This is a genomic window from Bacillus alkalicellulosilyticus, from assembly GCF_002019795.1.
Lineage (GTDB): Bacteria > Bacillota > Bacilli > Bacillales > Bacillaceae_F > Bacillus_AO > Bacillus_AO alkalicellulosilyticum.
On record NZ_KV917381.1, the window covers coordinates 2979032 to 3002933 of the forward strand.

At 35.7% G+C, this 23902-nt stretch carries 32 protein-coding genes and 3 pseudogenes; 5 read left to right on the forward strand and 30 right to left on the reverse strand.

Annotation, left to right across the window (positions count from 1 at the left end; all coding sequences use genetic code 11):
• Positions 1–2 precede the first annotated feature (2 nt).
• From BK585_RS14905 to BK585_RS14945, 9 genes and pseudogenes are all read right to left on the reverse strand, one after another.
• On the reverse strand, positions 3–1040 hold the full coding sequence (locus tag BK585_RS14905) for a serine hydrolase domain-containing protein (protein WP_078554424.1): 1038 nt from the start codon (positions 1038–1040) through the stop codon (positions 3–5).
• Positions 1041–1183: 143 nt separating this feature from the next.
• A complete protein-coding gene (locus BK585_RS14910) occupies positions 1184–1735 on the reverse strand; it encodes a GNAT family N-acetyltransferase (protein WP_078554426.1) in 552 nt (183 codons plus the stop codon).
• 191 nt (positions 1736–1926) lie between these two features.
• Complete coding sequence (locus BK585_RS14915) at positions 1927–2106, reverse strand: HAD hydrolase family protein (protein ID WP_078554428.1); 180 nt, start codon at positions 2104–2106, stop codon at positions 1927–1929.
• A 3-nt stretch (positions 2107–2109) separates the two neighbouring features.
• Positions 2110–2343, reverse strand: coding sequence for a hypothetical protein (locus tag BK585_RS14920; protein ID WP_078554430.1), 234 nt, complete (start codon positions 2341–2343; stop codon positions 2110–2112).
• A gap of 128 nt (positions 2344–2471) precedes the next feature.
• A complete protein-coding gene (locus BK585_RS14925) occupies positions 2472–2894 on the reverse strand; it encodes a DUF1801 domain-containing protein (protein WP_078554432.1) in 423 nt (140 codons plus the stop codon).
• A 124-nt stretch (positions 2895–3018) separates the two neighbouring features.
• Positions 3019–3369, reverse strand: a complete 351-nt coding sequence (locus tag BK585_RS14930; protein WP_078554434.1) for a VOC family protein — start codon at positions 3367–3369, stop codon at positions 3019–3021.
• A 65-nt stretch (positions 3370–3434) separates the two neighbouring features.
• Complete coding sequence (locus BK585_RS14935) at positions 3435–3887, reverse strand: VOC family protein (protein ID WP_078554436.1); 453 nt, start codon at positions 3885–3887, stop codon at positions 3435–3437.
• A 71-nt stretch (positions 3888–3958) separates the two neighbouring features.
• Entirely contained in the window at positions 3959–4273 is a 315-nt protein-coding gene (locus BK585_RS14940; protein WP_245805844.1) for a GNAT family N-acetyltransferase, read from the reverse strand.
• Between the two features lie 350 nt (positions 4274–4623).
• A pseudogene (locus tag BK585_RS14945) lies at positions 4624–5435 on the reverse strand (zinc-binding alcohol dehydrogenase family protein).
• A 134-nt stretch (positions 5436–5569) separates the two neighbouring features.
• On the opposite strand from BK585_RS14945, the pseudogene BK585_RS14950 reads away from it, so the two are divergent.
• Positions 5570–5710: pseudogene (locus BK585_RS14950) on the forward strand (winged helix-turn-helix transcriptional regulator); the annotation flags it as partial.
• A gap of 95 nt (positions 5711–5805) precedes the next feature.
• Here BK585_RS14950 and BK585_RS14955 read toward each other — a convergent pair.
• The 9 genes from BK585_RS14955 to BK585_RS14995 form a co-directional block, all read right to left on the reverse strand.
• The gene (locus BK585_RS14955; protein ID WP_170885615.1) at positions 5806–6675 is read right to left on the reverse strand and encodes an ABC transporter ATP-binding protein; all 870 of its coding nucleotides are present in this window, start codon (positions 6673–6675) and stop codon (positions 5806–5808) included.
• A 12-nt stretch (positions 6676–6687) separates the two neighbouring features.
• Positions 6688–7080 (reverse strand): GntR family transcriptional regulator, encoded by a 393-nt coding sequence (locus BK585_RS14960; protein WP_078556835.1) that lies wholly within the window; start codon positions 7078–7080, stop codon positions 6688–6690.
• An 18-nt stretch (positions 7081–7098) separates the two neighbouring features.
• Positions 7099–7839 (reverse strand): hypothetical protein, encoded by a 741-nt coding sequence (locus tag BK585_RS14965; RefSeq protein WP_078554441.1) that lies wholly within the window; start codon positions 7837–7839, stop codon positions 7099–7101.
• A gap of 11 nt (positions 7840–7850) precedes the next feature.
• The gene (locus tag BK585_RS14970; protein WP_139367675.1) at positions 7851–8324 is read right to left on the reverse strand and encodes a small multi-drug export protein; all 474 of its coding nucleotides are present in this window, start codon (positions 8322–8324) and stop codon (positions 7851–7853) included.
• A gap of 177 nt (positions 8325–8501) precedes the next feature.
• Positions 8502–8924 carry a DUF1801 domain-containing protein gene (locus BK585_RS14975; RefSeq protein WP_078554444.1) on the reverse strand — a complete coding sequence of 141 codons (423 nt, stop codon included), beginning with the start codon at positions 8922–8924 and terminating at the stop codon, positions 8502–8504.
• A 162-nt stretch (positions 8925–9086) separates the two neighbouring features.
• The gene (locus BK585_RS14980) at positions 9087–9416 is read right to left on the reverse strand and encodes a P-II family nitrogen regulator (RefSeq protein WP_078554445.1); all 330 of its coding nucleotides are present in this window, start codon (positions 9414–9416) and stop codon (positions 9087–9089) included.
• A gap of 17 nt (positions 9417–9433) precedes the next feature.
• A complete protein-coding gene (locus tag BK585_RS14985; protein ID WP_078554447.1) occupies positions 9434–10441 on the reverse strand; it encodes a sodium-dependent bicarbonate transport family permease in 1008 nt (335 codons plus the stop codon).
• A 548-nt stretch (positions 10442–10989) separates the two neighbouring features.
• Positions 10990–11304: a spore coat protein GerQ gene (gene gerQ / locus BK585_RS14990; RefSeq protein ID WP_419095544.1), complete on the reverse strand. Its 315-nt coding sequence runs from the start codon at positions 11302–11304 to the stop codon at positions 10990–10992.
• A gap of 175 nt (positions 11305–11479) precedes the next feature.
• Positions 11480–11956, reverse strand: a complete 477-nt coding sequence (locus BK585_RS14995; protein WP_078554450.1) for a cell wall hydrolase — start codon at positions 11954–11956, stop codon at positions 11480–11482.
• Positions 11957–12214: 258 nt separating this feature from the next.
• On the opposite strand from BK585_RS14995, the gene BK585_RS15000 reads away from it, so the two are divergent.
• The 3 genes from BK585_RS15000 (at position 12215) to nagB (ending at position 15011) form a co-directional block, all read left to right on the forward strand.
• A complete protein-coding gene (locus tag BK585_RS15000) occupies positions 12215–12934 on the forward strand; it encodes a GntR family transcriptional regulator (RefSeq protein WP_078554451.1) in 720 nt (239 codons plus the stop codon).
• A gap of 86 nt (positions 12935–13020) precedes the next feature.
• Positions 13021–14220, forward strand: a complete 1200-nt coding sequence (gene nagA / locus BK585_RS15005; protein WP_078554453.1) for an N-acetylglucosamine-6-phosphate deacetylase — start codon at positions 13021–13023, stop codon at positions 14218–14220.
• Positions 14217–15011, forward strand: a complete 795-nt coding sequence (gene nagB / locus BK585_RS15010) for a glucosamine-6-phosphate deaminase (protein WP_078554454.1) — start codon at positions 14217–14219, stop codon at positions 15009–15011. Before nagA ends, nagB begins: the two co-directional genes overlap by 4 nt.
• Positions 15012–15318: 307 nt before the next feature.
• Here the strand turns inward: nagB and BK585_RS15015 are convergent, their stop codons facing one another.
• From BK585_RS15015 to BK585_RS24740, 11 genes and pseudogenes are all read right to left on the reverse strand, one after another.
• Positions 15319–15933: a hypothetical protein gene (locus BK585_RS15015; RefSeq protein ID WP_078554455.1), complete on the reverse strand. Its 615-nt coding sequence runs from the start codon at positions 15931–15933 to the stop codon at positions 15319–15321.
• Between the two features lie 98 nt (positions 15934–16031).
• Entirely contained in the window at positions 16032–16628 is a 597-nt protein-coding gene (locus BK585_RS15020; protein ID WP_078554456.1) for a hypothetical protein, read from the reverse strand.
• Between the two features lie 120 nt (positions 16629–16748).
• Entirely contained in the window at positions 16749–17042 is a 294-nt protein-coding gene (locus BK585_RS15025; RefSeq protein ID WP_078554457.1) for a hypothetical protein, read from the reverse strand.
• 173 nt (positions 17043–17215) lie between these two features.
• Positions 17216–17566 (reverse strand): annotated as a pseudogene (locus BK585_RS15030) (DUF2691 family protein); the annotation flags it as partial.
• Between the two features lie 33 nt (positions 17567–17599).
• Positions 17600–18106, reverse strand: a complete 507-nt coding sequence (locus BK585_RS15035) for a DUF3916 domain-containing protein (RefSeq protein WP_078554461.1) — start codon at positions 18104–18106, stop codon at positions 17600–17602.
• 126 nt (positions 18107–18232) lie between these two features.
• Positions 18233–18358 carry a hypothetical protein gene (locus tag BK585_RS24645; RefSeq protein ID WP_281248918.1) on the reverse strand — a complete coding sequence of 42 codons (126 nt, stop codon included), beginning with the start codon at positions 18356–18358 and terminating at the stop codon, positions 18233–18235.
• A gap of 91 nt (positions 18359–18449) precedes the next feature.
• Positions 18450–18683: a contact-dependent growth inhibition system immunity protein gene (locus tag BK585_RS24930; protein WP_170885617.1), complete on the reverse strand. Its 234-nt coding sequence runs from the start codon at positions 18681–18683 to the stop codon at positions 18450–18452.
• A 238-nt stretch (positions 18684–18921) separates the two neighbouring features.
• Complete coding sequence (locus tag BK585_RS15045) at positions 18922–19209, reverse strand: hypothetical protein (RefSeq protein WP_078554465.1); 288 nt, start codon at positions 19207–19209, stop codon at positions 18922–18924.
• 119 nt (positions 19210–19328) lie between these two features.
• Complete coding sequence (locus BK585_RS15050; RefSeq protein ID WP_078554466.1) at positions 19329–19838, reverse strand: TlpA family protein disulfide reductase; 510 nt, start codon at positions 19836–19838, stop codon at positions 19329–19331.
• Between the two features lie 612 nt (positions 19839–20450).
• Complete coding sequence (locus BK585_RS15055) at positions 20451–21302, reverse strand: hypothetical protein (protein WP_078554468.1); 852 nt, start codon at positions 21300–21302, stop codon at positions 20451–20453.
• Positions 21303–21635: 333 nt separating this feature from the next.
• Positions 21636–21758 carry a RidA family protein gene (locus tag BK585_RS24740; RefSeq protein WP_419095545.1) on the reverse strand — a complete coding sequence of 41 codons (123 nt, stop codon included), beginning with the start codon at positions 21756–21758 and terminating at the stop codon, positions 21636–21638.
• 370 nt (positions 21759–22128) lie between these two features.
• Here BK585_RS24740 and BK585_RS15065 point away from each other — a divergent pair, with 370 nt between their 5' ends.
• Positions 22129–22893 carry an SIS domain-containing protein gene (locus BK585_RS15065; RefSeq protein WP_078554469.1) on the forward strand — a complete coding sequence of 255 codons (765 nt, stop codon included), beginning with the start codon at positions 22129–22131 and terminating at the stop codon, positions 22891–22893.
• Positions 22894–23081: 188 nt separating this feature from the next.
• Here the strand turns inward: BK585_RS15065 and BK585_RS15070 are convergent, their stop codons facing one another.
• A complete protein-coding gene (locus BK585_RS15070; protein WP_245805845.1) occupies positions 23082–23867 on the reverse strand; it encodes a carbohydrate ABC transporter permease in 786 nt (261 codons plus the stop codon).
• Between the last annotated feature and the right edge of the window lie 35 nt (positions 23868–23902).

Genomic DNA, 23902 nt, shown 5'->3' on the forward strand with positions numbered 1-23902 from the left:
TTTTAAGAAATAAGAGATTTATATATTTCTCCAATTATTCCATCTAATTGATGAACGCCTAATTCTGCATTCGTCATCATTACTGCACCTTTTTCTAAATGTGGATACGCCATCATCATACACTGAAATCCTACTCCCCAACCGAGTGATGTGATTTCCAGTTCTTTTTCCGAACCTTTAAGAAACACGCCTAATCCTGTCCAACTTTTACCTCTTTGTGGGGTAATCATTTCTTTTGCTAAACCTTCTGAAATTCCGAGTTTACTTTTTCCTTTTAAGGCATTCATTACTTCAAGAACTAGTGCTGCTAAATCTAATGAAGTTGACCATAATCCAGAGGCTGCTGGATAAGGGTATATAGGATACTTCCCATCTACTAATTCACCGTTTTTATTATGACCACAACAAAAGTTTCTTTCATTCATCTCTATCATCGTTGTGTTTAAATGGCTATTTCCCATCTCTAATGGGTTAAATATAAATTCATTCACTACCTGACAAAATGGTTTTTTCGTTACATCTTCAATTAGCTGTTGAATCACACAAAAACCAGCATCTGAATAATGGAATTCACGTTCTGGCTCGCACTGTACTTTAATAGGAACTTTACAATAAGGCGTTATACCTTCTAACAATTCAACCATTGAAGGATTGATATCACCGGGACTTAATTCAGAAAAACTCCCCTCAGGATCCTTGATTCCAGATTGATGGCAAAGCAAGTTTCGTAACGTTACTTTTTTATGACTTGTAAATATATCTTCAGGTACTTTCCACGTTACAAGTCTTTCATTTACATTTTCATCAAAATTAAGAAGCCCTTCTTCAACTAGCTTTATCGCCAATATCCCTGTTAAAAACTTGCTAATAGAGCAAGCACTGAAAACCGAATTCCCATTTACTTTTCTATTGCTTTTTGCTTCGAGTATACCGTAATTTACTGTTCCACTGATTTGACCGTTTTCAATCAATGCAATACTCATACCGTTTACATTATAATGTTCCATTCGTTCTCCAATGTTAATGTTTTTTATTTGCATGTTTTCCCCCTCAATAACGTTATAAATGAATTATAACACGAATGTACGTTCGTTTGTATTAATATGGAAAACTGAATTCTTTATTTCTATAACTGCCCGTAATTTGAACAATGCTAATAGGCTGCTAGTAAGCAGCCTTCATGTTACGTTTTGAGGTGTTCGTACTCACTTTTAGTTAAGCCATACACGTATTCATCGTAGTGTTGTCCGTTCGTGAATATCATATTTCTTAGCTTTCCTTCTTGGGTAAAACCGAGATGCTCTTGGAGAGCAATTGAATTTGTATTGAATGAGTATACATACGCATTACTTTTTTGATAGCGGAGTTCTTCGAAATAATAACGTAATATTATCCTCACAGCATCCGAAGCATATCCTTTACGCCAGTGTTCTCGGAATATTGCGACTCCGTACTTAAATGTTCCATGTCGTGCATCACAACTATTGGTGTTGATGCTTCCAACCAGCTCACTATCAAAAGTTTCAATGGCAAGAATAACATTATCTCCATTCACGTATTCAGACTCTCGGTTTGACGCCCACGACTTGGTTCCTTCCTCAGATCTGGGAAAGTAAATTACATCACACAGCCTTGCACCCTGAGAATCGAAGTCATTTTGATGGAACTTCTCCCAGTCGGAAGCTAAAATAGGACGTAATCTAACCTTTTTACCTGACCAAATATAGTTATTCAAAAGTTCCTCTCCTCATCAGATAGCTAGTTGAATATCCATATACGGGGGAACTCCATAACTACTCTTGAGTACTCGTTATGTAATTCCTGATCCTACTCTCTGATATCCGCTTTTACTAATCGCAATTCTTTATCTTTTTCATCTTTACACAATATTCCTTCTGACCTGTTAGCAGAAAAAGATGATAGCTATTAAGCTATTTCCAACCTATAGTGAAATTGTTTATTCCACATGGTCAATTGTAATTTGAACGCTTCTAATGTTTTAGCTACACCAGCATTATCATTAGTATCTGTAACATTGTTTGCGATGTATTTGAGTTCTTCTATTGCATTCCCCATTGCTACAGGGTAACCACATAGTTGAAACATTCCTTATTTAGAAAACCAGATTCTCGATATTTGTAAAGGGTTAATAACTGACTTTAATCTACCGTCGGGATGAAATAATTTTATAGTTTCCATTTTCTTGAAATCGTATGATGCTTGCTCTAAGTTTTCCAATAGTTTACTTGTTTCACTTTCGCTAAGATGGAATGAAAGTGATTGACCAGCCAGCATAATCTCAGCTCTAGTATTATCTTTAGTTTCATTCTTTCTACTAAACATTAAAATTTGCCTCCTCTTGTATTTTTACGTTACACTGTCTCACTTTTTTATTATTTTCATTTAATCGGACACCTTGTTACATTTGCTTTTATGCTCTATGTCAATTGGGCTGCCTTGTCCACGAAACTTTATTCATTCGGGTACAGATTCTGATATGTTTCAACGGTATGTATAATTAATTTCTTTAGGACATTGATATCGATATCCGCTAATTTATTTACATAAATACAAGCCTTGCCCTTCGTATGTTTTCCAAAGTTTACTAATAATTTTTCTCTTTCCTCACTCTCATAGGATAAATAAAGACTAATTTTCGCCTTCCTTGGTGAAAAACCGACTAAGGGCGCATCCCCTTCATGTCCTGATGCATACTTATAGTGATAGCTACCAAAGCCTATAATACTAGGGCCCCACATTTTCGCTTCGTAACCAGTAACCTCTTCAAAGATTTCTACTAACTGATAAGCATCCGCTTTCTTCTTCTCATTTTCCACACTTTCAATAAATTCAATGACGCTATTGTCGGTTTCTTTCGTCTTTGGTTCATACATACATTCGTCCTCCTACCCTAAGAGTATATACTCCTCTGCACTACTGTCCTCACTATTACATACAAACAATTAAACTATAAAAAAGTCTTAGACTAATTTTTTTGAACAATATCGGTTTTTGATGCTACATCTGCTCCGTCACAAGCAACCGATTTCCACTTGGATCATAGAACCAGAATTCTTTGCCAATCCCATCAATGAATCTTACAGTCTCTTCCGTATGTACGTTAGCCTCATTTAATTCTCTATGTAATTTCTCTGCATCTTCAACGATGAATGATAGGACCGCATATTCATTGCCATTGATATCTTTATAATTCCACGTATCCTTTGATTCTACGAAAAAGATGGGGGCACTATTTGGGACTTTCATAATCCATTGGTCCCATTCTAGCTTTAAATGCTGCTGATACCAGGCTTTGGACTCTTCAATATTTCGGGATGGTACAAATATAACAGAATATCCTTTGAGCACAATTAATTCCTCTCTTCACTAAGGTTTTTGTTCAATATCGAAATGCGATTGATTCACATCGTCAATCAGGCCCCGTTTTCCATACCTCGTTCTTCTACTGCTCGAATGAAGTGCCCATCTGGATCATAAAAAGTAAAGTAGCCAAAATCATTATTTAGTACTGGTTCTTTCTCAATTTGCACACCAGATTGTTTAATCCGTTCGTGCAAAGCGAGCAAATTATTCGTCATTAACTCCATCATCGTCACATAGCCCGCATTGTTTGTGATAAAAAAAGAATGAGGAAACACAAACTTTAATTGTGTGATTTCCTCAGGCTTGGTTTCCATTAAAAAAATACCAGGACCATTTCCATTTTTTAATCCAACATGAGCCTCACCAAACTCAAAATCTGCTGAAATCAAATCATAGCCTAACACATCACAATAAAAATCGACCGACTTTCTCAAATCAGAGACTGGAAACCTCATGCAACAGTAACCGATAACATCCCCATCATTCATTTTTTGGTTCGGCATATCTTACACTCTCCTTTTTATTAGCATAATATTTTATCACTTGCCGTTTCAGTAGAAACAGTAAATTACATTCATTCAAATTCTTCTTTAAAGATTTTATAATGGTAGAATTCTTGGTTATCTATTTCAACATCCCTGCTATGGTGAAAGCCACATTTTACTATTACTTTATTCGAAGCTATATTTTGAGGTAGAACGACTGCATTTAGTTGTTCAACATTAGTCTTTTCAAATAAGTATTTCATTAAGCCTTTCACTGCTTGAGTTGTATAACCCTTGTTCCTATAATGCTTAGATATAGCAAAAGCTACTTCTCGATTTGGTAGACTAAGTTCCTCTTTAATACCGGTATTACAGAAACCGATCAATTGATCATTCTCTTTCAAAAATATCCCAAGCTTAAGCCATTTATCACCTACAATCAATTGTAAATAAATGAGTAATTATCAATCGCCTCCTTTCAAGTTCTTGTAAACAACCTTCAATTACAATGACTTATAACTTTGCATAATAAAAAGCAACTACAAAATAATTCTACTATTAACCAAAATTACCTTCTTTTGTTACATATAAGTTATTCATTTATCCTAAGAGTTCTTTACACTCTAAATAGCTATAAAAGTCCAATTTCTTAACACTAAAATTAAGAAATTGGACTTTTATCATGACAAAGACATAACAATCGTTCGTCTTCTCAAAATCCTACAAGTAACAGCATTTTTTTCAGCTACTACTATTAAAATTTTTCTATGACAATTTTCCCAATGGATTTACCTGTCTCTAGTAATGCATGCGCTCTTCGCAACGTTTCTGTATTAATTGGCGAGAATTGTTCGGTTACGGTCGACTTTAGTATCTTCTTATCAACTAAATCGGCTACTTCGTTCAAGAGCTTATGTTGTTCAATCATATCTTCCGTTTGGAACATAGCTCTTGTAAACATGAGTTCCCAAACCAACGTTGAACTTTTGTTTTTTAACAATGTTAAATCAAGAGGTCCATCTGTTTCGACGATTGAACAAATTTTCCCCTGAGGAGCAATCGCATTTGCCATGTTCACCCAATGTTTATCTGTTGAGTTAAGACATAGAATGTAATCAACCGTTCTAAATCCAAACTGCATTAATTGTGGAACGAATTCTTCAAAGTGATTTATCGTATAATCAGCCCCTTGTTTTTTTGCCCAAGCAATAGACTCAGGTCTAGACGCAGTACCAATCACTGTTAGGCCCGCCCATTTAGCTAACTGTATTGCTATCGATCCAACTCCCCCTGCTGCCCCAATAATAAGAAGCGTTTTATCTTTATTCTCGTTTGCATTACAACTAATATCCGAACGGTCAAATAGTGCCTCATACGAAGTAATCGTTGTTAAAGGTAAAGCAGCAGCTTGTGCAAAGCTTAAAGATTTTGGTTTTTTACCTACAATCCTCTCGTCAACAAGATGGAATTCACTATTCCTGGATTAACTACAATAGCTTTTACACGATCCAACAAGCTTTCTCGATTATCAATGGGCAGATAACGATACAATCCTACAGCCTTCATAGTTTCCATAGTTCAATTCATCCTTTCAAAGTCTTTTTAATTCATTTCTTTAATTCCTTTATACTTGTTACAATAGATTAAATGGATATTTTTTGTAAGTATGCACATTTTTGTTGTATAGTATCATTTTTTAAGTACACAGGGAAGTTTATAAAGAGGTACCACCAAAGGTAGAATATTCGTTAACTGAGTTCGGCCAGACATTAGAACCCATTATTATGCTAATGAGAGATTGGGGAGAGAGGTATAACAAAAGGATTGCTATTCAAGAGTAGTTTTAGAATTAAAAAGAAACGGAAGTCAACTTTCTTCCGCCTCTAATTCTTATCCTGTTATCCATCGTTTGATTCAATTTTAATTAATTATGGTTTTATCCCTGTTGACCACGACTAATCAGATGCTCGACTACTTCTTCAAGTGATAAACGATTACTGTGACTAATGGAAATTCCTCGTTCTTCTAACTCTTTCTCAATGAGCGGTAGATGGTCTGTAATGATTTGAGGCGGGGTTTCTTCTACCTTTAATATATGGGGATGCTCTTCATCTAGAAGATGAGAAACCCACAACCTCGCCCACTTATCATGGATATCATCTTTATTCATTGTCGAGATCAATTTTCCATTATCTATAATCGTGATAAAATCGCACAGTTGTTTTACTTCATCAATATTATGGGTGGCTAATACAATGCTTCGTTCACCATCCTCCATGTAGTTCATCAAATCTTCTTTCATTTTCTGCTGGGATATCATGTCGACACCGGCTGATGGCTCATCTAATAATAGGAGCTTTGCTTCATGACAAAGAGAAAATACAAACTCTACTTTTTTCTTCGTTCCTTTCGAGCATTTTCCATATTTTTGACTTTCATCAATGTTGTACCGTTCCAGCAAATATTTATACTGCTGATGGTCCCAGTTTGAATACCAATAAGAAATTAATGATGAAAGGTCTTTGATTGTTAAATAATGAAATGGTTCTAGTAGTTCACCGGCATAGCCAATTTGTTTTTTTATTTCTGTCTCTTCTTCGCTCAACTTCTTCCCAAAAAAGCGAATTGATCCCACGTCTGTTTGAAGTAAGTTCATCATCATTCGAAAAAAAGTTGTTTTCCCTGAACCATTGGCACCTATTATGGCTACGGCAGTTCCAGCTTCAACCTTAAAATCTATTGGACCAAACGTAAATTTTTTATACTGCTTTGTCATTCCTTGAATATCAATCATTGAGGTATTCATCTTCATCCCCCATTATTTATTATCAAAGTATCTTTCTAACACGTCACTGAAAATCATCAATAAATCATCTCTTGTGCATCCGACTTGCTTTCCTTGCTCGATCGCTTTAACGAATGCGTCATACACAACCTTTTGTTTCGCTTCTTCCTTTTGGACATCCTCAATTTCTCGTACGAATGTTCCTTTTCCTTGAACCGTTTTGATATAGCCACTGGTTTCTAAATTTTGATACGCTCGCCTCGTTGTTATGACACTACATGCTAAATCACTTGCCATCACTCGAATGGAAGGAAGCGGCGTGCCTGGTGGAAGATGCCCACCTACGATGAGTGCTTTTACTTGTGTTTCAATTTGATGATAAATCGGTTCTCTGCTTTCTTCAGATACTCGAATTGGTAATTTCATCGCTTCCTCTCCTTTCATTTACAAGTAATCTCTTCTTTGAAGTCTAATGGTGAGTAGTTTGTTCCAAATGAAGGTGGCACATAGACCGACAATGATCGATACGAGGGCCAATGGCCATCCATGATTTTTTACTAAGATGAGAACCGTCTCAACAATTCCTCTTTCAAGTAGGTTATAGGTCAATATAAACATGACGATAAAAACAAAAATAAAAATCCACGGAACAATATGCAAGACTTTTCCGTTTGTCCCAAACTCAATAAATGGATTAATTCCTGCAATAGCTAATGAATACCCAAACCAAAAAAGGATAAAGATTAGATACTCACTCATCGACATGTATTCAAAGAAATGGGATGGCAGTGCAACCGTTATCGTTACATAGAAAGCGAGAGACATGATAAAAAGGATAACAAACATAAGCAGCATTCGACTTAACGAGAGCACTGATACAGGAATTGGTAATGACCGAAATAAGGCCATTCTCTTACTAAATGGATCATCTTTTATCGTTTGAAAGCTTAAATAAGGTCGCGACATAAAAATCGCTCCAAACGATGGCGTCAGCACGAGAAAGATAATATCCATTATTGCAATTCTATCAAATATCTGCCCCCCACCAAATAAATAACTTACAGACTGTTCAAGAAGGATACTAGTAAAAATAGCTATAAGAATCGTTGCTCCTACAGTTGAAATAATGGAGACCGATTGTGATTTAAACTCCTTTTTAGCTAACCAAAATGCCTGTTGTAACAAGTTAATTCCTCCTATTCAAAAAGATTTGGACGCTCTCCAAGGCCTAGGAAGTCAATACCGAAATAAAACAATATCGCAAATAACAAACTCCAAAAGCTGATACTTATTGTCATCCAATACGCCGTTTTCCTCTTTGCTCCCCCGAACGTCAAACTCATAAAGGCAGTTAGGTGACTTCCTACAATTAAAGGACCAATGAGGGCAAGCCCTGGTAAGCCATACTTATTCCATAAATTTTTTGCTCTTACAGCTCGTTTACCTGGTTCCTTTTCTTCTTCTTTTTTACGTTTTTGTCTCCATGCTTTAATTTTATCAACAAAAACAATGACAATTAAAACCGTGACGATATTTCCAATTAGGGCAAGAATGATAGCAGGAACTGTAGATAACCCCGCAATCATCGCTAACGGAATGACGCTATACGCTTCAAAAAAAGGTACCGCAGCCAGTATTAAAACGAGAACATACGCCCATAAAGTATTCAATATATTCATCTGAAACCCCCTCCAAGTGTTATGGTGTTTATATCTATATACACACTATAACATCTATATCGAATATTGCAAACCATTTTATAAAAAAAGGCTGACACTTTTATTTCATTTCAGTGTCAGCCCTAGGTATGAATTGCATTCTAAGTATTTAATTGGTTCATTCAGAACTTATTCATTCGGATACAGATTCTGATATGTTTCAACTGTATGTAAAATTAATTTCTTTAGCACATTGATATCGATATCCGCTAATTTATTTACATAAATACAAGACTTACCCTTCGTATGTTTCCCGAAGTTTTCTAATAGTGTGTCTCTTTCATCACTTTCATAGGATAAATAAAGACTAATTTTCGCCTTTCTTGGTGAAAAACCGACTAACGGCGCATCCCCTTCATGTCCTGATGCATACTTATAGTGATAGCTACCAAAGCCTATAATACTAGGCCCCCACATTTTCGCTACGTAACCAGTAACCTCTTCAAAGATTTCTACTAACTGATAAGCATCTTCCTTCTTTTTCTCATTTTCCACATGTTCAATAAATTCAGTAACACTATTGTCGGTTTCTTTCGTTTTTGGTTCATACATCAATGTACTCTCCTATTCATTTAATTACTACTTATCAACATTACATTCATATGTCAGGAAACCCTTAAAAAGGTTATAAGGAGTAGACTTAACCTAACGTGATAATCTTTTAGTTCCGAAATGATGCTGTTAATGTCACCTCATAACATTGTGAGCAATTGCCTATTCATTATTAAACTTCTTCGGCCTGAGAATTTCGACTTCCTCGACGTAGGTTATGCCTGAATAGTTCTCGAAGTATTTTGCTGCTACTTGATTCATAATGGTTTCAGCCATTGTTTTTTCTTTAACAATAACTTCAATTTTAACGTTCGCAAAATCTTCAATGACCGAGGCTCGGTCTGAGGTGGAACGGACATTACGGCTTCCTTTCCCTCCTGCTGCGACAATGGTATAGCCCCTTGCTCCGTAAGACTCGATAATTCCGATTACGCCTTTTAAAATTAATTTCTCGGTGATGATTACGACTTTTTCTGCTTTATGAAGAGTCATTCTTTTATTCTCCTTTCCTATAGATTAAAAACCACTTTCGCCAGCGCGATAAAGAGTGGAATACAAACGGCTATTGCAATTGGTGTCCCCACACTGGTAGAGGCCCCAATATAAGCCGATGGATTTGCAGAAGGAACGGCCGCTCTTAATGTTGGAGGACCTGAAATATCAGAGCTTGAAGCTGCAATGATAGATAGGAGGATTACCCCACCTGGACTAAAACCAACAGTAATATGAGCAATATACCCTAGACCGAAAGCCAACAATCCATGGATAATCGGCGCGATCACAGCATAGACCGCATATATGTGTGCAACTCTTCGTAGCTCGTTGATACGGGCATAGGCTTCCATTCCCATGACTAGTAACAGTATGGACAAAAACCCGCGGAACAGTGGCTCATAAAAGCCTTCCAGCACACTTTCAGAATTCGTAAGTAAACCAAGGGCCAGTCCAAGAAGAAGGGCAGATAAAGCCGAACCACGTAGACTTTCTTTAACAATTCCCCAAACATCAACTTTACTGTCTTTACCTCCATTTTGTTTTTTCAGATGAATGTTGGCAAGTACAATCGCTAAAATAAGAGCTGGAATGTCCATAAACGGATAAAGTGCAGCAACCCACGCTTCATAAAAAATAGCTTGTTCTTCGAGTATGACCATAGCAGCAGCCAATGTCGAGGCACTCACGGCTCCAAATATTCCAGCAGTCGCAATTCCGTCTTCTCGTTTAATCCCTGGCAAGAGAGAAAAGACAAAACTTCCTACCAATACAATCGTTAAACCAATAATTACGGTTGAAACGGCGGGTAGGAACATCGCACTCAAATCAGCCTCACGAATTTCGATACCGCCTCTCAGGCCGATTTTCATCAAAAGCATGAACACAATAAATTGGTAAATTGCGTTCGGTATTTTCAGATTGCTACCAAGGGCAGCAATGATCATACCGCCGATAAGAAACCCAAGTGTAGGGGATTGAAACTGCACGATAATACTTTTTAATAAATCTAATAAGAACTCCATCTTCCCAACTCCTTTTTGTAAAGCTTCTATATTTGTTAGAGTGAAATATCTTTTCAAAAAAACATATTATAGTATAGAGGGCACTGTAAAAGTTAAAAACCGAACTTTTTCAGTGCTATTGATTATGGTTGCAATGGCTCCACTCGTTGCCCGCCTGCTACGAGAAACCCATTCGTAGCAAGCTTTTAAAGTATGCAACGGTTACACACTTTGCTTCGAGGGCACTGTAAAAGTTAAAAACCGAACTTTTTCAGTGCCCTCTATAGTGTGTGTCCTCCTTTTTTTAAAATGTATTTATTCAAATAAAAAACCGACAAATTCAAAATTCATGATGATAAATAATCAATGAATTTTTGAAAATTGTCGGTTTTACTTAAACTAACTCCAGCGAAGTTTTTTTAAGAACTACCTTTATGAAAATTCGAGTGAAAAAATCTAATAACTGACTGGTAATAAAAGATGCGCCCACTATTCTACTGAAGATTAAATTATTTATTAATTTATATCAAGTCAAAAAAATTGTCAACAAATATTTGTACTATACAACTTTAATCTGATGTTTCCAAAGACGCTTGGACAGCCGGGCTAATTTCGGTGTGTGGGTAATTAATTCGCTCATCGAACTCTACCCAATCGAGATTAGCCATCAGCAACAGGTATCGTTTCCCGCTAGCTGGATCACTGATGATGATATGGTCACGGCCCGCTGTTTCAACACGTCCTTGATAGACCATCGCATTCCATCTGTTGTTTCCTTGGTACGTAAAATAGAATGTACCTACCTTGCCTTTGTTGAAGCGAAGGATGTTTTCAATAAACGATTCTTCCACCACGCCTGTTAGTAGACCTTGCCCCGTTCCCATTGGAACCACAGGGGTAGAATACGCCGGCCCTGAGGGCATACCCATCGGGAAGCTGCTTGGTTGTTGTGTGGGGCTGGTCCACATCCCGGAACCTGGATAAGGACTAGCGAAGGGATTCATTGGATAATAACTAGAGTTTCCACAAGTCATGAAAAGTTCATCTCCTTATTAATTTTTATCTATAAAATTCTGGACAGTAATTCGGTACGCCGACATAGAAACAATGATTTTTGTGTGCAAATTCAAACTGTGTCATAGGCGATCTTGGCATCGTAGGGGTACATGGATCGCGATATGCTTGCCCTGGACTTGGATTAAAAAACCACAGACTCATTCTAGCTCGAGGGTCCCTATGACCATGTAACAAATTCCTTGCCCTTTGAAGGTCCTCTTCTGTAGGACGTTGTGTATACAATGCTCCGTTCAAAACAGGCTCGAAGTGAGGAATTCCAGTTCCAGGTATTGTTTGATAAATAGCATGTCTAATATTTCGAAGATTTCTAAAATCCGGTTCGCAGTCAGCCTCTACCCGATTGGCCACAACCGTTCCAACAAACTCCATCCCTTCGGCTCCCTCACCGACTGCCTCCGCTAGCATGAGCCTCGCTAACAAATCTACGTCATTTTCATTATGATTTATTCGCCTTCCCATTTTCTCACTCCCTTCTGCTTATACTTGTAATTTATTGCCTATGGTTACTTTTGGTAGCTTGCCTATTCGCCCAACTTTGGTTAATGACTTCACACATCCGAATGTAAAAACTCAAGCATCTATATTTTTAAAATGGGTCATACTTATACAAATATAAATCACGTTACAGCTAGTATAGTGGTCTATACAAATTTTTACGGATATGTTATACTACAATTAAGAGGTCCATAGACTTCAACATGCAAGGAGATGATCCAATTGATAAATAAAAATTCTCCAATTCCTATTTATTATCAGCTCGAGGAATTACTTCGAAACAAAATAGATTCAGGTCAATTGAAGGAAGGTGATGTCATTCCTTCAGAACGCACCCTTTCCGAAGATTATGCTATTAGCCGTATGACCATTAGGCAGGCGATTACCAACCTCGTGAATGAGGGTTTATTAGTAAGGGAAAAAGGACGAGGAACGTTCGTTGCCAGTAAAAAAATTGAGCAACCTTTACTAAAGCTTACAAGCTTTTCAGAAGATATGAAAATGAGAGGACTTGTTCCAGAAACAAAAATAATTGATTTTACTGAAGGAGAATTGACATTAGCTGAAACGCGAGAATTGAAAATAGAACCTCATTCTATTGGTTATCGAGTCAGCAGATTACGTTTAGCTGACCATTCTCCTATGGCTTATGAAGTGCTAACGTTGCCTAAATCAATTTTTGAAGGACTAACAAAAGAAACTATTAATCTGTCCTTTTACGATTATGTAGAAGGTTTAGGCTATACGATTGATGGTGCCAAACAAACCCTAGAACCCTCGTTGGCTTATAACCTAGAAAGTGAATTACTTCAAATTCAAAAGGGCTCTCCTGTACTTCTTTTAAAACGAGTCAGTTATTTAGAGGATGGAAGACCATTTGAGTTTGTTAAGTCTATTTATCGCGGTGACCGTTATAAGTTTATTACAGAGATGAAAAGATAGATAAGGGCATAGATTATTTATTTACTAAGAGGGACCTGTATTTTTGATTATGAAACCAGTCACAGAGGAAATCGAGGTATTCCTAGATGAAAAAAACGTATGTTTTTCATAATGCAACCTTATATAGCCATGAGAGCAAAATTGAGAACCCCTTCATCGAGATCAACGAAGGGAAAATTACTAATCTTGGCGAAGCAGACCCTCTCATGTCTACGAACACGATAGCTGAACACATTTCTTTTAAGAATCATGTTCGGATTATACCGGGCTTTATTGATGTTCATATTCATGGAGCTGAGAATGCGGATATGATGGATGGAACGCCGGAGGCAATGGAAACATTGAGTAAAGCACTTCCAAAAGAAGGAACAACCTCCTTTTTAGCAACAACCCTGACCCAACCAAAAAAGGATTTTCTTCAAGCGCTTAGGGCAACAAAGTCATTTATTAATCAAGAGAGTAATACTCTCGTTGGAGCTCAGGTGATTGGCATACACTTAGAAGGACCATTTATAAACAAAAGACGGGCAGGCGCCCAGCCACGTGACTATATTTGCCAACCAAACATTCCTCTTTTTCAACAGTTTCAAGAGGCATCGGGACACCACATTCGAATCGTTAGTCTTGCCCCGGAAAAAGATTACGATGGGCTAGTAACCTATCTGAGAGAAACTGGGGTTATCCCCTCCGTCGGACATTCCGATGCAACCTATAATGAGCTGTTACAAGGCATTCAAGACGGAGTTTGTCATGCAACACATTTATTTAATGGAATGCGAGGGATTCATCACCGTGATCCTGGGGTTGCTGGTGGAGCATTGTTGGAGAATGAAATTACTGTCGAAATGATTGTAGATGGGATTCACATCTCCTCTCCTATGGTCAAATTTGCTTATCAACATAAACAGGCTGATGGGATTATCCTTATTACAGATTCGATGCGGGCAAAGGGGTTAAAGGATGGGACATATAAACTGGGAGGCCAAGACGTTTTTGTAAAAGATGGTCAAGCGACGTTAAAAAATGGAACTCTTGCCGGTAGTATATTAAAAATGAACGATGCGATAAAAAATATGATTTCATTTACCGGTTGTGCCTTTGAAGAAGCAGTTCAAATGGCAACCTATAATCCTGCAAAACAATTAGGGATTTGCGATAGAAAAGGATCGTTAGCCATAGGTAAAGACGGAGATTTTACGATTATCGATGAACACTTTTCAGTACACCAAACGTACGTGATGGGCAATAAAGTCTATGACCGTGAAAAAATGGAGGGTACATCGTGAAGGTTTTAATAGCAGAAGACTACAACGAAATGAGTAAAAAAGCTTCCGATATATTATTTCATGCAATCGTAACAAATAAAAAAGTGGTACTCGGATTAGCTACCGGGGGAACACCCATTACAACGTATGATCTGTTGGTAGAAAGCATTAAGGCTTCCAAACAAAGCCTGACTCATGTTCATACCATAAATTTAGATGAATATGTCGGTTTACAATCTGATTGCAGGCATAGTTATCATCGGTTTATGGAAGAACATTTATTTCAGCATATCTCAATTCCAACAAACCAAACGCACCTACCGAACGGAGCTACAACAGACCTACATATAGAATGTCAACGCTATGAAGAGTTAATCGCGTCGCATGGAGGTATAGACTTGCAGCTTTTAGGAATTGGAAAAAACGGACATATCGGTTTTAATGAGCCTGGAACTTCTTTTCTTACAAATACACACATCGTCAACTTAACTCCTTCTACTATAAAAGCAAATGCCCGCTTTTTTTCATCGATTGACGAAGTACCCAAACAAGCAATAACCATGGGAATTTCAACCATAATGAAAAGTAAGTGCATCCTTCTATTAGCTTCCGGAAAAAGCAAAGCTACCGCGATAAAAGAACTATTGGAAGGACAAATAACTGAGAAGTGTCCTGCAACAATACTACAAAAACACCCTGATTTAATCGTTGTTGCGGATAAAGATGCTCTAAGTGAAGTAAAAGAGGATACGCTAGAAAAACTAGGTAAAGTGCAAAACGAACTATTCTTTACTAAAACCACTTTTTCCTAATCACCTTCATTATTCAATCGTAAATCCCTTACAATGAATGACTACATAAGTAGGTTAAAAGAATGGGACATGATGTAAAAAAAGAGGGCACTGAAAAAATTTAACAGGTTCAGTTTTAGTAGGGAAAAGTGAATACACAAGTTAAATAACAAATGCATTTAGCATTCTGATTCCATTCTAATTAACACTATAATTGGTATACAAAAACGCACAGATTTTAGAATTTGTGCGTTTTCGCTCATATTTCTCCTTGTTCAACTAACGCTTCCATTAGCTGAATAACTACTCCATTTATTCAACCTTTTCATTACCACTTTTGGTAATTCCGTTTCAACATATCTGTAAAAGACTGCGGAACATTATAATCTGGTCTAAAAGAATATTTCATCCAATTAACAACTTCTTCATTTTCAACAGGAAGCCAAGATTCAAGAATCAGATGGTTTTTTTCATCTTTTTCATTAAAAGCAATCACACTGATTTCATAATTTCTATCTGCCCATATTCCCCATTTTCTAGATGGTGAGAAGAACGCTATAATAAATGAATTATGCACAATCGCATCTGCTTCCCAGTTTGGTGGACCCTCATTTAAAATACTCCAATAGTAGCCATTACTGAGACTTAGGGGCAACTTTGCCCAATTAAAGTAACCGAACTCCTTGTAATAATAGTCCATTGGGTGTGGGTTTAACACTGCTATTACTATATAATCATCATTTGACTTTTCAGCTAATCCTCTAATTGTTGAAAAAAATTCTTCACTCATTATATTATCGAACTGTTGAAAAAGATAACCCCTATACTCTTTTTGAAACACTTGGTTAGGAATCTCTTTGTTTATATCAATAATTTCTTCAAGAATTGCTTTTAAATCCAAATATTCATTAACGTCTTTTATAAAAAACGAGTTCCATTCCAAGTTAACACCACCTTAAATTATTTTAGAATATAGTTTTTTCACATAGAATAATATACCTTCTTCACTACATCCTTGACAGTAATGGAATAAGAGAAAAGCTATCTTCTTATAAATAAACCAACATCTTTTGCATACTTTTCGCACTGATTAAAAGCATTTTGTTGTTTAGAATATATCGGGAAACTTAATTCGTAATTACCAATTACTACGGTCTCAAGTTCAGGTATAAAGAAGTTGCTGAAACTAATTTCTCTTGTAGAAAGAGTTACAAAAAATAGTAATCCTTCTATACTATCCACTTTAAAGGTATTTGTTTTATATTCTACTAACTGTAATAAAAGATTATATTCTTCTTTACTTAACCGATTTCTAAAATCCTTAAAATCAGATGGCTTCATGTTCTTGAACTCCTTATTAAAGGAAGTTCCAACATGAATATAAACAGCCTTTTCCTGTATCCAAAGGAAGATTTCTTTGAAGAAGGATTTGAATTTATCTTCATATTTTAAATTATGGTCCTTAAATGACGATAAAAATTCAACAGCTTCATGTTCTGATAGGCAATAGCTGAAAACATCTAATATTCCAATATGATTAAATGTATTGCCTGGAAATTCGTCATCTTCTACATCTAAACGCCCGAATTTGTTATTTATGGTTAGTATTTCAACGTCTGTTGCTTTTTCTATGTCCAAAATTCAATACACCTCGTTTTGTTTTCTTCTATTAAGAGCAGCATTTCATTCTTATTCCACTAAATTGTTCTTTACCTTAACAAGAAAAGGAGAATACCCTTGTTAAGCATTCGCATCCCTTTAGTTCCAATGGGAATCTCTTATTAGAAATCCTTGTTTTTCTGCAAAATCATTAATCGATTTAATTAATTCATCCTTAGATATAGAAAAGGAAATAGTAGTTTTCTTCTTTTTATTTATCTCATATTCATCAAAAACGATAAAGTTTAAGAAGTCTATTTTTTTAACTACAAATTCGTTACATTCATATTCTCCACATCTGATATTGCCAGAATAAATAAAACGAATGATGCCATCATAATATTCTTGATCAGAAATCTCAATTTCTAAAAATGATTGCAATATGTCTTGCATATAACCACTCCCTCTAATCAATCTCAAACATTTTTTTACTAAATCTACCCTAAGTAATACACTTCCATCTTAAAATACCCTGCTTCGTACTTCAATCAAAGAGAGGCGATAACCTTTATGGTAGCTATCACTCACCGATAGTTGAACAAGATGGTAAAGTAATAAATCAACTGTTACCAAACAGATAGCCTTGTTCTTGTATCATTTTTATCTGTAATGTATTGGAGATTTTCAAACCCTTTTATCTGTGCATTATCATACAATCTTTCAAGTTTTTCACTGTCCTTACAATAAATTGTTACATAAACAGAATCAACAACTAATAATACGAGTTCACAATCGCTATTTAAAAAATCCAAATACGTCTCAATTACTGATGAATTTTTTCCTTTTGAGTAGGCTTTTAAGTCCACAAAAATGAGATAATATCTATTAGCTTCTAAAAGTTCTTTAAGGGATAAGCCATCTATCCAGTTTATCTCATCTGTGAATAGTGGTTTTCCTAACTCATCATCCTCCACTAAATATGATTCATCGCATCCATTGTTGAAGAGTTTTTATATTTCACCAATAAACCAAATTTCCCCACTATATATTTCTCCATCTTCATCAGTAATTATCTCTTTAAATCCTTTAACAATTAAATCTTTTGGAACATGGATTCTCCATTCCTTTTCAAGGTTTCTTTCTTTTGAAATAGGAAGCCACTTCTGATATTTGTTATGCCTCTCAAAGAAATTTTCAAAGTGAGAATTACCTGAAAAAATGATTATTTGGGAGCTCCATAACCCTGGTAAATCAATTGTGACTAATACACGTATTCTTTCAGAAGTCATTGGTTTGATTTTAATTAAGTGTTCTGCCCTTGATATAAGAGTTTCAATACAAATTTTTTTCACTCCAATTGGTGTTTTGCTTGATGTAATAAAGTCTTGGGCTACAGGTAAGTGCAAGTGCCAGTAGCCGTTGTAAAAATCAGTAGGGAATTCAATTGTTTCTTGTACAATCCTATTAACCATATTTTTTGTTTTACGTTTCAAACCTCGTATTTTTTTATCAGGCATTTTTACTCCTTATTTCTTTCAATAATTTATATTTTCATTACTTGTTCCTCTTCAACTCTTCTGCTCTCTACCTCAACAAGAAAAGGCGAAAACCCTTGATAAGCATTCGCACCCGTTAGTGAAATATCATTTATCTTTTTTGTTTATCTCTTCAAGAAGTTCTATAATCCTTTTATTCTGATTTGATTGTTCTTTTAGATACCCTACAATCGTACCAACGCCTATTACAATAAGTAATAAGAAAATCCACATATAAGTCCTCCTTCTATCCAACTCCCCGTTAACGACACCTGGGTTGTGATTTCTTGTTCCGATAAAGCTCCCGTTACTTTAATAAGGCGCTTTATTTAGAAAACCAAATCCTGGATATTCGTAAAGGGTCTGTCTCAACCCTCAATACTTGTTCAAGTAAATCTCCAATATATAAATTTGCTTCTGCAAAAGGGTTGTTTGCTAGAACTTCGAGTGCTATTGGTATAAGGTAATTCAAGCTAATATTCTGACCAATCATTATCCTTAAATCTTCAGCATTCAAATCACTTAATTTCTTATTTCTTAACTCCAGACATTTCCGCACAAGACTTGATTTATAGTCTATCTAGATAAGCGTATTACCTTCTAAATCATTTAACGTCTTATTTAAATCGAAATTAACCAAGAAACCACCTCATTTGAAGGCTATTTTGCTTATCCCTTATTCAAGTATTCAGCCCATTCGTTAAAAAAGCGCCAGCCATGTTCCGCTATCGCACCACGTTACTTTTATTAATATTCTTCACTCAACTTCCCCAAATTCTACCTATTTTCTTTACTGTCTAAAACTCAATTTTATTCCATACTTCCGTTCCTTTTTCAGTTCGACCAAACCAGAAATCCTCAATTGTATGACTATTACTTTTAATAAAATCTTCTTTTGATTTCTCAGCTGGATAAGAGATATTAATCAAATCATTTTTTAATAGGTCAATTAATATCGTTTTAATATCGTTGCGATTACTCTTGTACGTAGTATGTTTAAAGTACCCCTCTATTTGAATAATGCTCTCATCATCATCAGATAACGCATCTAAAATACATTCATGTAGGCTCATTTCTTTATACATATCATATTCCCTACTTTCAAATTAGTTATATTTCTCCTCATAGAAATATAAGTTTTGTTGGAGCAGCTTCTTATTGTATCGGGGAGTTAGTTGAAGAACATTTTGCTTTCTTAGAAAAATTACAAATGAGGTTCAATCCATTCAACTATATAGTCTTTAGTCAACTCTCCTACAAATTTCCCAAGTATTTCTCCTTCTTCACTTATTAAAAAAGATGTTGGGTATTGGGTAACATTATACATATCAGCCACCTCTCCCTTATCAAGGTATATAGGCAAATCGATTGAGTTTGTATCCAGAAATAGATTAATGGCTTTTTCTGTTTCATTTAAATTTACGAGAAGAACCTTTATATTTTGGTCTTTATATTCTTCTTGCATATTTTGTAATACTGGTAGCTCTTCTACACAAGGCGAACACCAAGATGCCCAAAAGTTAACAATCCTTATAGTTCCATTGGTTTCCTCCAAATGAAACATATTATCTGAATTAAGTGTTTCAATTTTAAAATTAGGTGCAATGTCCCCAATATTAATCATTGTTCTATCCGAATTATTTACAACTGTCCAAATAATAATTGATAGTATAGAAAAAAGTATCACTATATTAAGTATCTTAGGAAATCGCAACGTAATTTCCCCTATCTTTAGGTTAAACTAATATTTAGTGAAACCGTTATCCAAAATTAATAAACGAGAATCTGAATTCTACTGGAGTAAAAAAGATAAGAATAATGATAGTCACAATTAGAGGAATAGTTATTGCTAATGTATTACATCTTAAGCCTGCAATGGCTATCCCACGTCCTTGTTGCTCTTCGTACGTATCGCTTTCAAACTTAAAAAACCTATAATGAAACCGACAATAGGTACTATAAAACAAAATGGTGTTATGAAAGTGAGAATTAATGAAACACTACCTAAAATAAGAGAAATAATAGCTTTAGTGTTCATGGAAGTACCCCCATGCTTTCATTGACTCTTACCAGTACGAATTCAGCCAATTGTTATTATACATTCTTTTAAGTATTAGGAGAGATATTCTCTCAGTGTTTTGCTTCTGCCAATTTCCTCTAACCTAGTTTCAGCTTCTTCAACGTTTTCGTTTTCCAATGCCACCCTTAATGAGCTTGTATCCATATATCAATACTCCTTGACTGATTTATTAATAATTCTTATTCTTCCTCTGTTCGTTAAATTAATGAAGGAACTGCACTAATGCTCTCCTTAAGTTCAAGAAAATTACGGTTCAATATGTGCAAACAAAATTTTCTTGTCTGGATTAAAAAACAACATTAAATGAGAGCCATCACCTAAAGATAAACTATTGTTTTCTACTACAACATTATTTTGCTTTTTTACAACATTTATAGTGTTATCACTCTTAATGGAACACACAAATTTCATTGGTTCTGTAGTAATTGGACATTTAGGAATTCGTGGGAATTGGTACCACAATGGTACCCCACCTAACAATGCCTCACCTGCATTAAATTTGTGTACACTAAGTAAATTGGTTGTTTTATATTTCACTTGTGATAATTCCAAATTATAGCTGTAATTTTCAAATGCATCTGCATGAACTATTATTGGTTCAATAACAATGGGCTCTTCTGGATTACTATAGTCAAGAAAAACCCCTTCATTTAGCTCTTCTAAAGGAAAGACGATATGGAGATAGTCTAAACCTAACCATTGAAAGTAAGGATCTCTACCATTTAACGTTCCTATGTATTGAAAAGGAGTAGTTTGTTCTGGGTGTTTAGGTATCGTCAAATTATCTGGGATTTTTCCACCAATATGATGTGTGCCTTCTGGGTCTTTTTCCATTAGGAAAACTGTATGTTCATTCCATTCACTAATTGGCAAATCAATATTTTCATAAGTTAGTACTTTTTTATCCTTATTGTGTTGATATCCCTTTATCAATTTATTACCTTCCATCTCAAATTCAAGAGCTGATTGAACATTTTTGAAAAAGTTAAATCCTGATACATCAACACCATGGGTAAGCAAAATATCTATTGCAGATTCCTTGCTATCAAAGTAGATTTCCCACCCACCTATATATTTTATCATCTTATTATTTTCCATCTTTTCAATTGCTCCTTATAGAAAATTTTCATTTCAGTATTTCTTCTTCTACTAAACTACTTTAATTTTATGAAGTATTTCCTCATTCTTCATTTTAGCATTTAGTCCCATATTTTCCACAAAAATTATTGCGCTCTTCAATTAACAAGTAATTAGAACAACTTGTAGCATATAAAATGGAAGGGAAACATACGGCTTTTCTCCAACGTTCAAAAGCAATAAAAATTAAGCGTACTAAATCAAATATGATTTAGTACGCTATTTTTAATGCTATTTGGTATTTTCTCTCCTAATACTGAACCTGTTATACAACCTTTTGTTCCAACTTCTCTCTTACTCGTTACTCTTGATTTCAACAATTAGTTCGATCTCCACTGGCGTATGAAAGGGAAGGTCACTTGTACCAATCGCAAATCTTGCATGTCTACCTCTTTCTCCAAAGATCTCCATTAACAAATCTGATGCTCCATTCATGATATATGGTTGGTCTGATTACAAAGCCTAGTAATTTCACAATTTTTTCGACTCTGTTTAAATCGCCTAAATAGTCTTTCATTACCACTAGTGCATTAATAATGGTTTGTCGCGCTGCCTCTTATCCTTGTTTCACTGTAACATCTAAACCTAGTTTCCCTTATAAAGTAACATGCCATTCTGCCTTGCATCCTGCCCTGATATGCTTATTTACAATGGGCTTCTTTCTGTGAGAAAATAGGTATAAATAATTTACCAAAATTAACATGAATTGTATTTGGAGTATTATGACTTACGGCTTTGAAGATGGATAAAAATCTATTATTTTTTATTTGGTATAAGGAGGTATGTCATGATAGAAGAATATTTTTTAAAGGTACAACAAGGACTGACAACGATTTTAAAACAAGAGAGTACCCACATTGAGGCTGCTGCTAGTCTACTAACTAACACGATAAAAAATGACGGGATCATCCATATTTTCGGATGTGGTCATTCACATATGATTGCAGAAGAATCATTTTATCGGGCTGGAGGATTAGTCCCCATTAATCCAATTTTTGAGGAGTCGTTGATGCTTCATGAAGATGCAGTTTATGCATCCAAACTAGAAAGGGACCCTTTATTCGGAAAAGAAATCTTAGCCAAACACGAGATTTCTCCGATTGATACGATTATTGTCGTGTCTACTTCTGGAAGAAATCCTGTACCAATTGATGTTGCCCTTACGGCAAAGGAAAAAGGATGCGCTGTCATCGTAATTACTTCCTTCTTCTATCGTAATCTATCTTCACGTCATCTTAGTGGAAAGCATTTATCTGATGTTGCGGATATTGCCATCAATAATCATGTAGACATAGGAGATGCTGTTTTGTCTCATAAATCTGTAGAGGTCCCTTTTATTCCTGTTTCTTCTATTCACTCACTTACGATAACAAATGCTATGTTTGCTGAAACCATTAAATGTTTGGCTGATGCAGGAATTAACACTCCTATTTTCATGAGCGGAAATGTCGATCATTCAGAAACATATAATCAAAAGATCATTGAGCGTTTTCAAGGAAAGGTACAAGCATTATCTGCAAGAAACCCCCAAAGAAAAAAATACTCCAAGTGACAAATCGAAAGCTAAAAAGAGACTAGGACAAAAGGTTCAAAAAAGAGAGCACTGAAAAAGTACGATATTGACTATTAAAGAGACCGTAAAAAAGTGAAAACTAGAGGGCGCTAAAAAAATCGGTTTTTAACTTTTACAGTGCCCTCTCAAAAAAACCTTTTGTCCCAGTCTCGGCTTTGTCTGTCACCCTACCCTTTGACAGATCCTGATGTCGCTCCCTTTTCAAACGTCTTCTGTGCAAAAAGGTAGAAGAGAATGACTGGAATCACAACCATCGTTATTGCAGCTGTCATTAGACCGTAGTCCGTTCCATATTGAGAGCTTACTTGCACAAGTAGAACGACAAGTGGTCGAACATGAGCATGTTTAACAAATACTAAGGAAGAGAACAAATCATTATAAGACCACAGGAAGACAAAGGTGCCAACTGTCCCAAACGCAGGTAAAGAGATTGGTAAGAATATTTTATGAAACATTTTCAAGAGGTTACAGCCGTCCATAACGGCAGCCTCTTCTAGTTCCCTTGGTATCGTAGCCATGTAACCCGTAATGACCATTATCGCAAAAGGGAGGTTCCCTGCTGTTTGTGGAGTAATTAATCCCCAGTAAGTATTGACGAGCTCTAGGCCAATCATCATTCGATACACAGGAACAATGGTCGCGAAGGCTGGAATCAATAAGCTAATTATTAAGATCGTTTGTAAAAAGCCTCTCAGCTTATAATGAAATCTAGCCATCGCAAAGGCAGCAAGTCCTCCGAAAAACAAAACAAAAAATACGACCGAACCTGAAATGATTAAGCTATTGATATAGCTTCGCCCGATATCAATGGTTGAAAAAGTATTAATATAGTTATCTAAAATCGGATTTGTAGGGATTGTAAATGTCTCGTTAATGATTTCCCGTGATGGTTTAAAAAAATTTAAAACAACCCATGCGAGCGGAAAAATAGTAGATAGAGACCAAATCGACAAAATGACTTAGATAAAATTATTATTACGTGACATCT

Bases quoted from the DNA above. Each gene is read 5' to 3' on its own strand.
- BK585_RS15055 (WP_078554468.1), bottom strand. From the start codon at position 21,302: ATGGAAAATAATAAGATGATAAAATATATAGGTGGGTGGGAAATCTAC.
- BK585_RS14995 (WP_078554450.1), bottom strand. From the start codon at position 11,956: ATGGGAAGGCGAATAAATCATAATGAAAATGACGTAGATTTGTTAGCG.
- BK585_RS14925 (WP_078554432.1), bottom strand. From the start codon at position 2,894: ATGTATGAACCAAAGACGAAAGAAACCGACAATAGCGTCATTGAATTT.
- BK585_RS15045 (WP_078554465.1), bottom strand. From the start codon at position 19,209: ATGTATAAAGAAATGAGCCTACATGAATGTATTTTAGATGCGTTATCT.
- BK585_RS14980 (WP_078554445.1), bottom strand. From the start codon at position 9,416: ATGACTCTTCATAAAGCAGAAAAAGTCGTAATCATCACCGAGAAATTA.
- BK585_RS15035 (WP_078554461.1), bottom strand. From the start codon at position 18,106: ATGCCTGATAAAAAAATACGAGGTTTGAAACGTAAAACAAAAAATATG.
- BK585_RS14905 (WP_078554424.1), bottom strand. From the start codon at position 1,040: ATGCAAATAAAAAACATTAACATTGGAGAACGAATGGAACATTATAAT.
- BK585_RS14955 (WP_170885615.1), bottom strand. From the start codon at position 6,675: ATGAATACCTCAATGATTGATATTCAAGGAATGACAAAGCAGTATAAA.
- BK585_RS14935 (WP_078554436.1), bottom strand. From the start codon at position 3,887: ATGCCGAACCAAAAAATGAATGATGGGGATGTTATCGGTTACTGTTGC.
- BK585_RS14985 (WP_078554447.1), bottom strand. From the start codon at position 10,441: ATGGAGTTCTTATTAGATTTATTAAAAAGTATTATCGTGCAGTTTCAA.
- nagA (WP_078554453.1), top strand. From the start codon at position 13,021: ATGAAAAAAACGTATGTTTTTCATAATGCAACCTTATATAGCCATGAG.
- BK585_RS14960 (WP_078556835.1), bottom strand. From the start codon at position 7,080: ATGAAATTACCAATTCGAGTATCTGAAGAAAGCAGAGAACCGATTTAT.
- BK585_RS24645 (WP_281248918.1), bottom strand. From the start codon at position 18,358: ATGTGGATTTTCTTATTACTTATTGTAATAGGCGTTGGTACGATTGTA.
- gerQ (WP_419095544.1), bottom strand. From the start codon at position 11,304: ATGGGAACGGGGCAAGGTCTACTAACAGGCGTGGTGGAAGAATCGTTT.
- BK585_RS15065 (WP_078554469.1), top strand. From the start codon at position 22,129: ATGATAGAAGAATATTTTTTAAAGGTACAACAAGGACTGACAACGATT.
- BK585_RS14915 (WP_078554428.1), bottom strand. From the start codon at position 2,106: ATGTTTCAACTATGTGGTTACCCTGTAGCAATGGGGAATGCAATAGAA.
- BK585_RS15025 (WP_078554457.1), bottom strand. From the start codon at position 17,042: ATGCAAGACATATTGCAATCATTTTTAGAAATTGAGATTTCTGATCAA.
- BK585_RS14975 (WP_078554444.1), bottom strand. From the start codon at position 8,924: ATGTATGAACCAAAAACGAAAGAAACCGACAATAGTGTTACTGAATTT.
- BK585_RS14920 (WP_078554430.1), bottom strand. From the start codon at position 2,343: ATGTTTAGTAGAAAGAATGAAACTAAAGATAATACTAGAGCTGAGATT.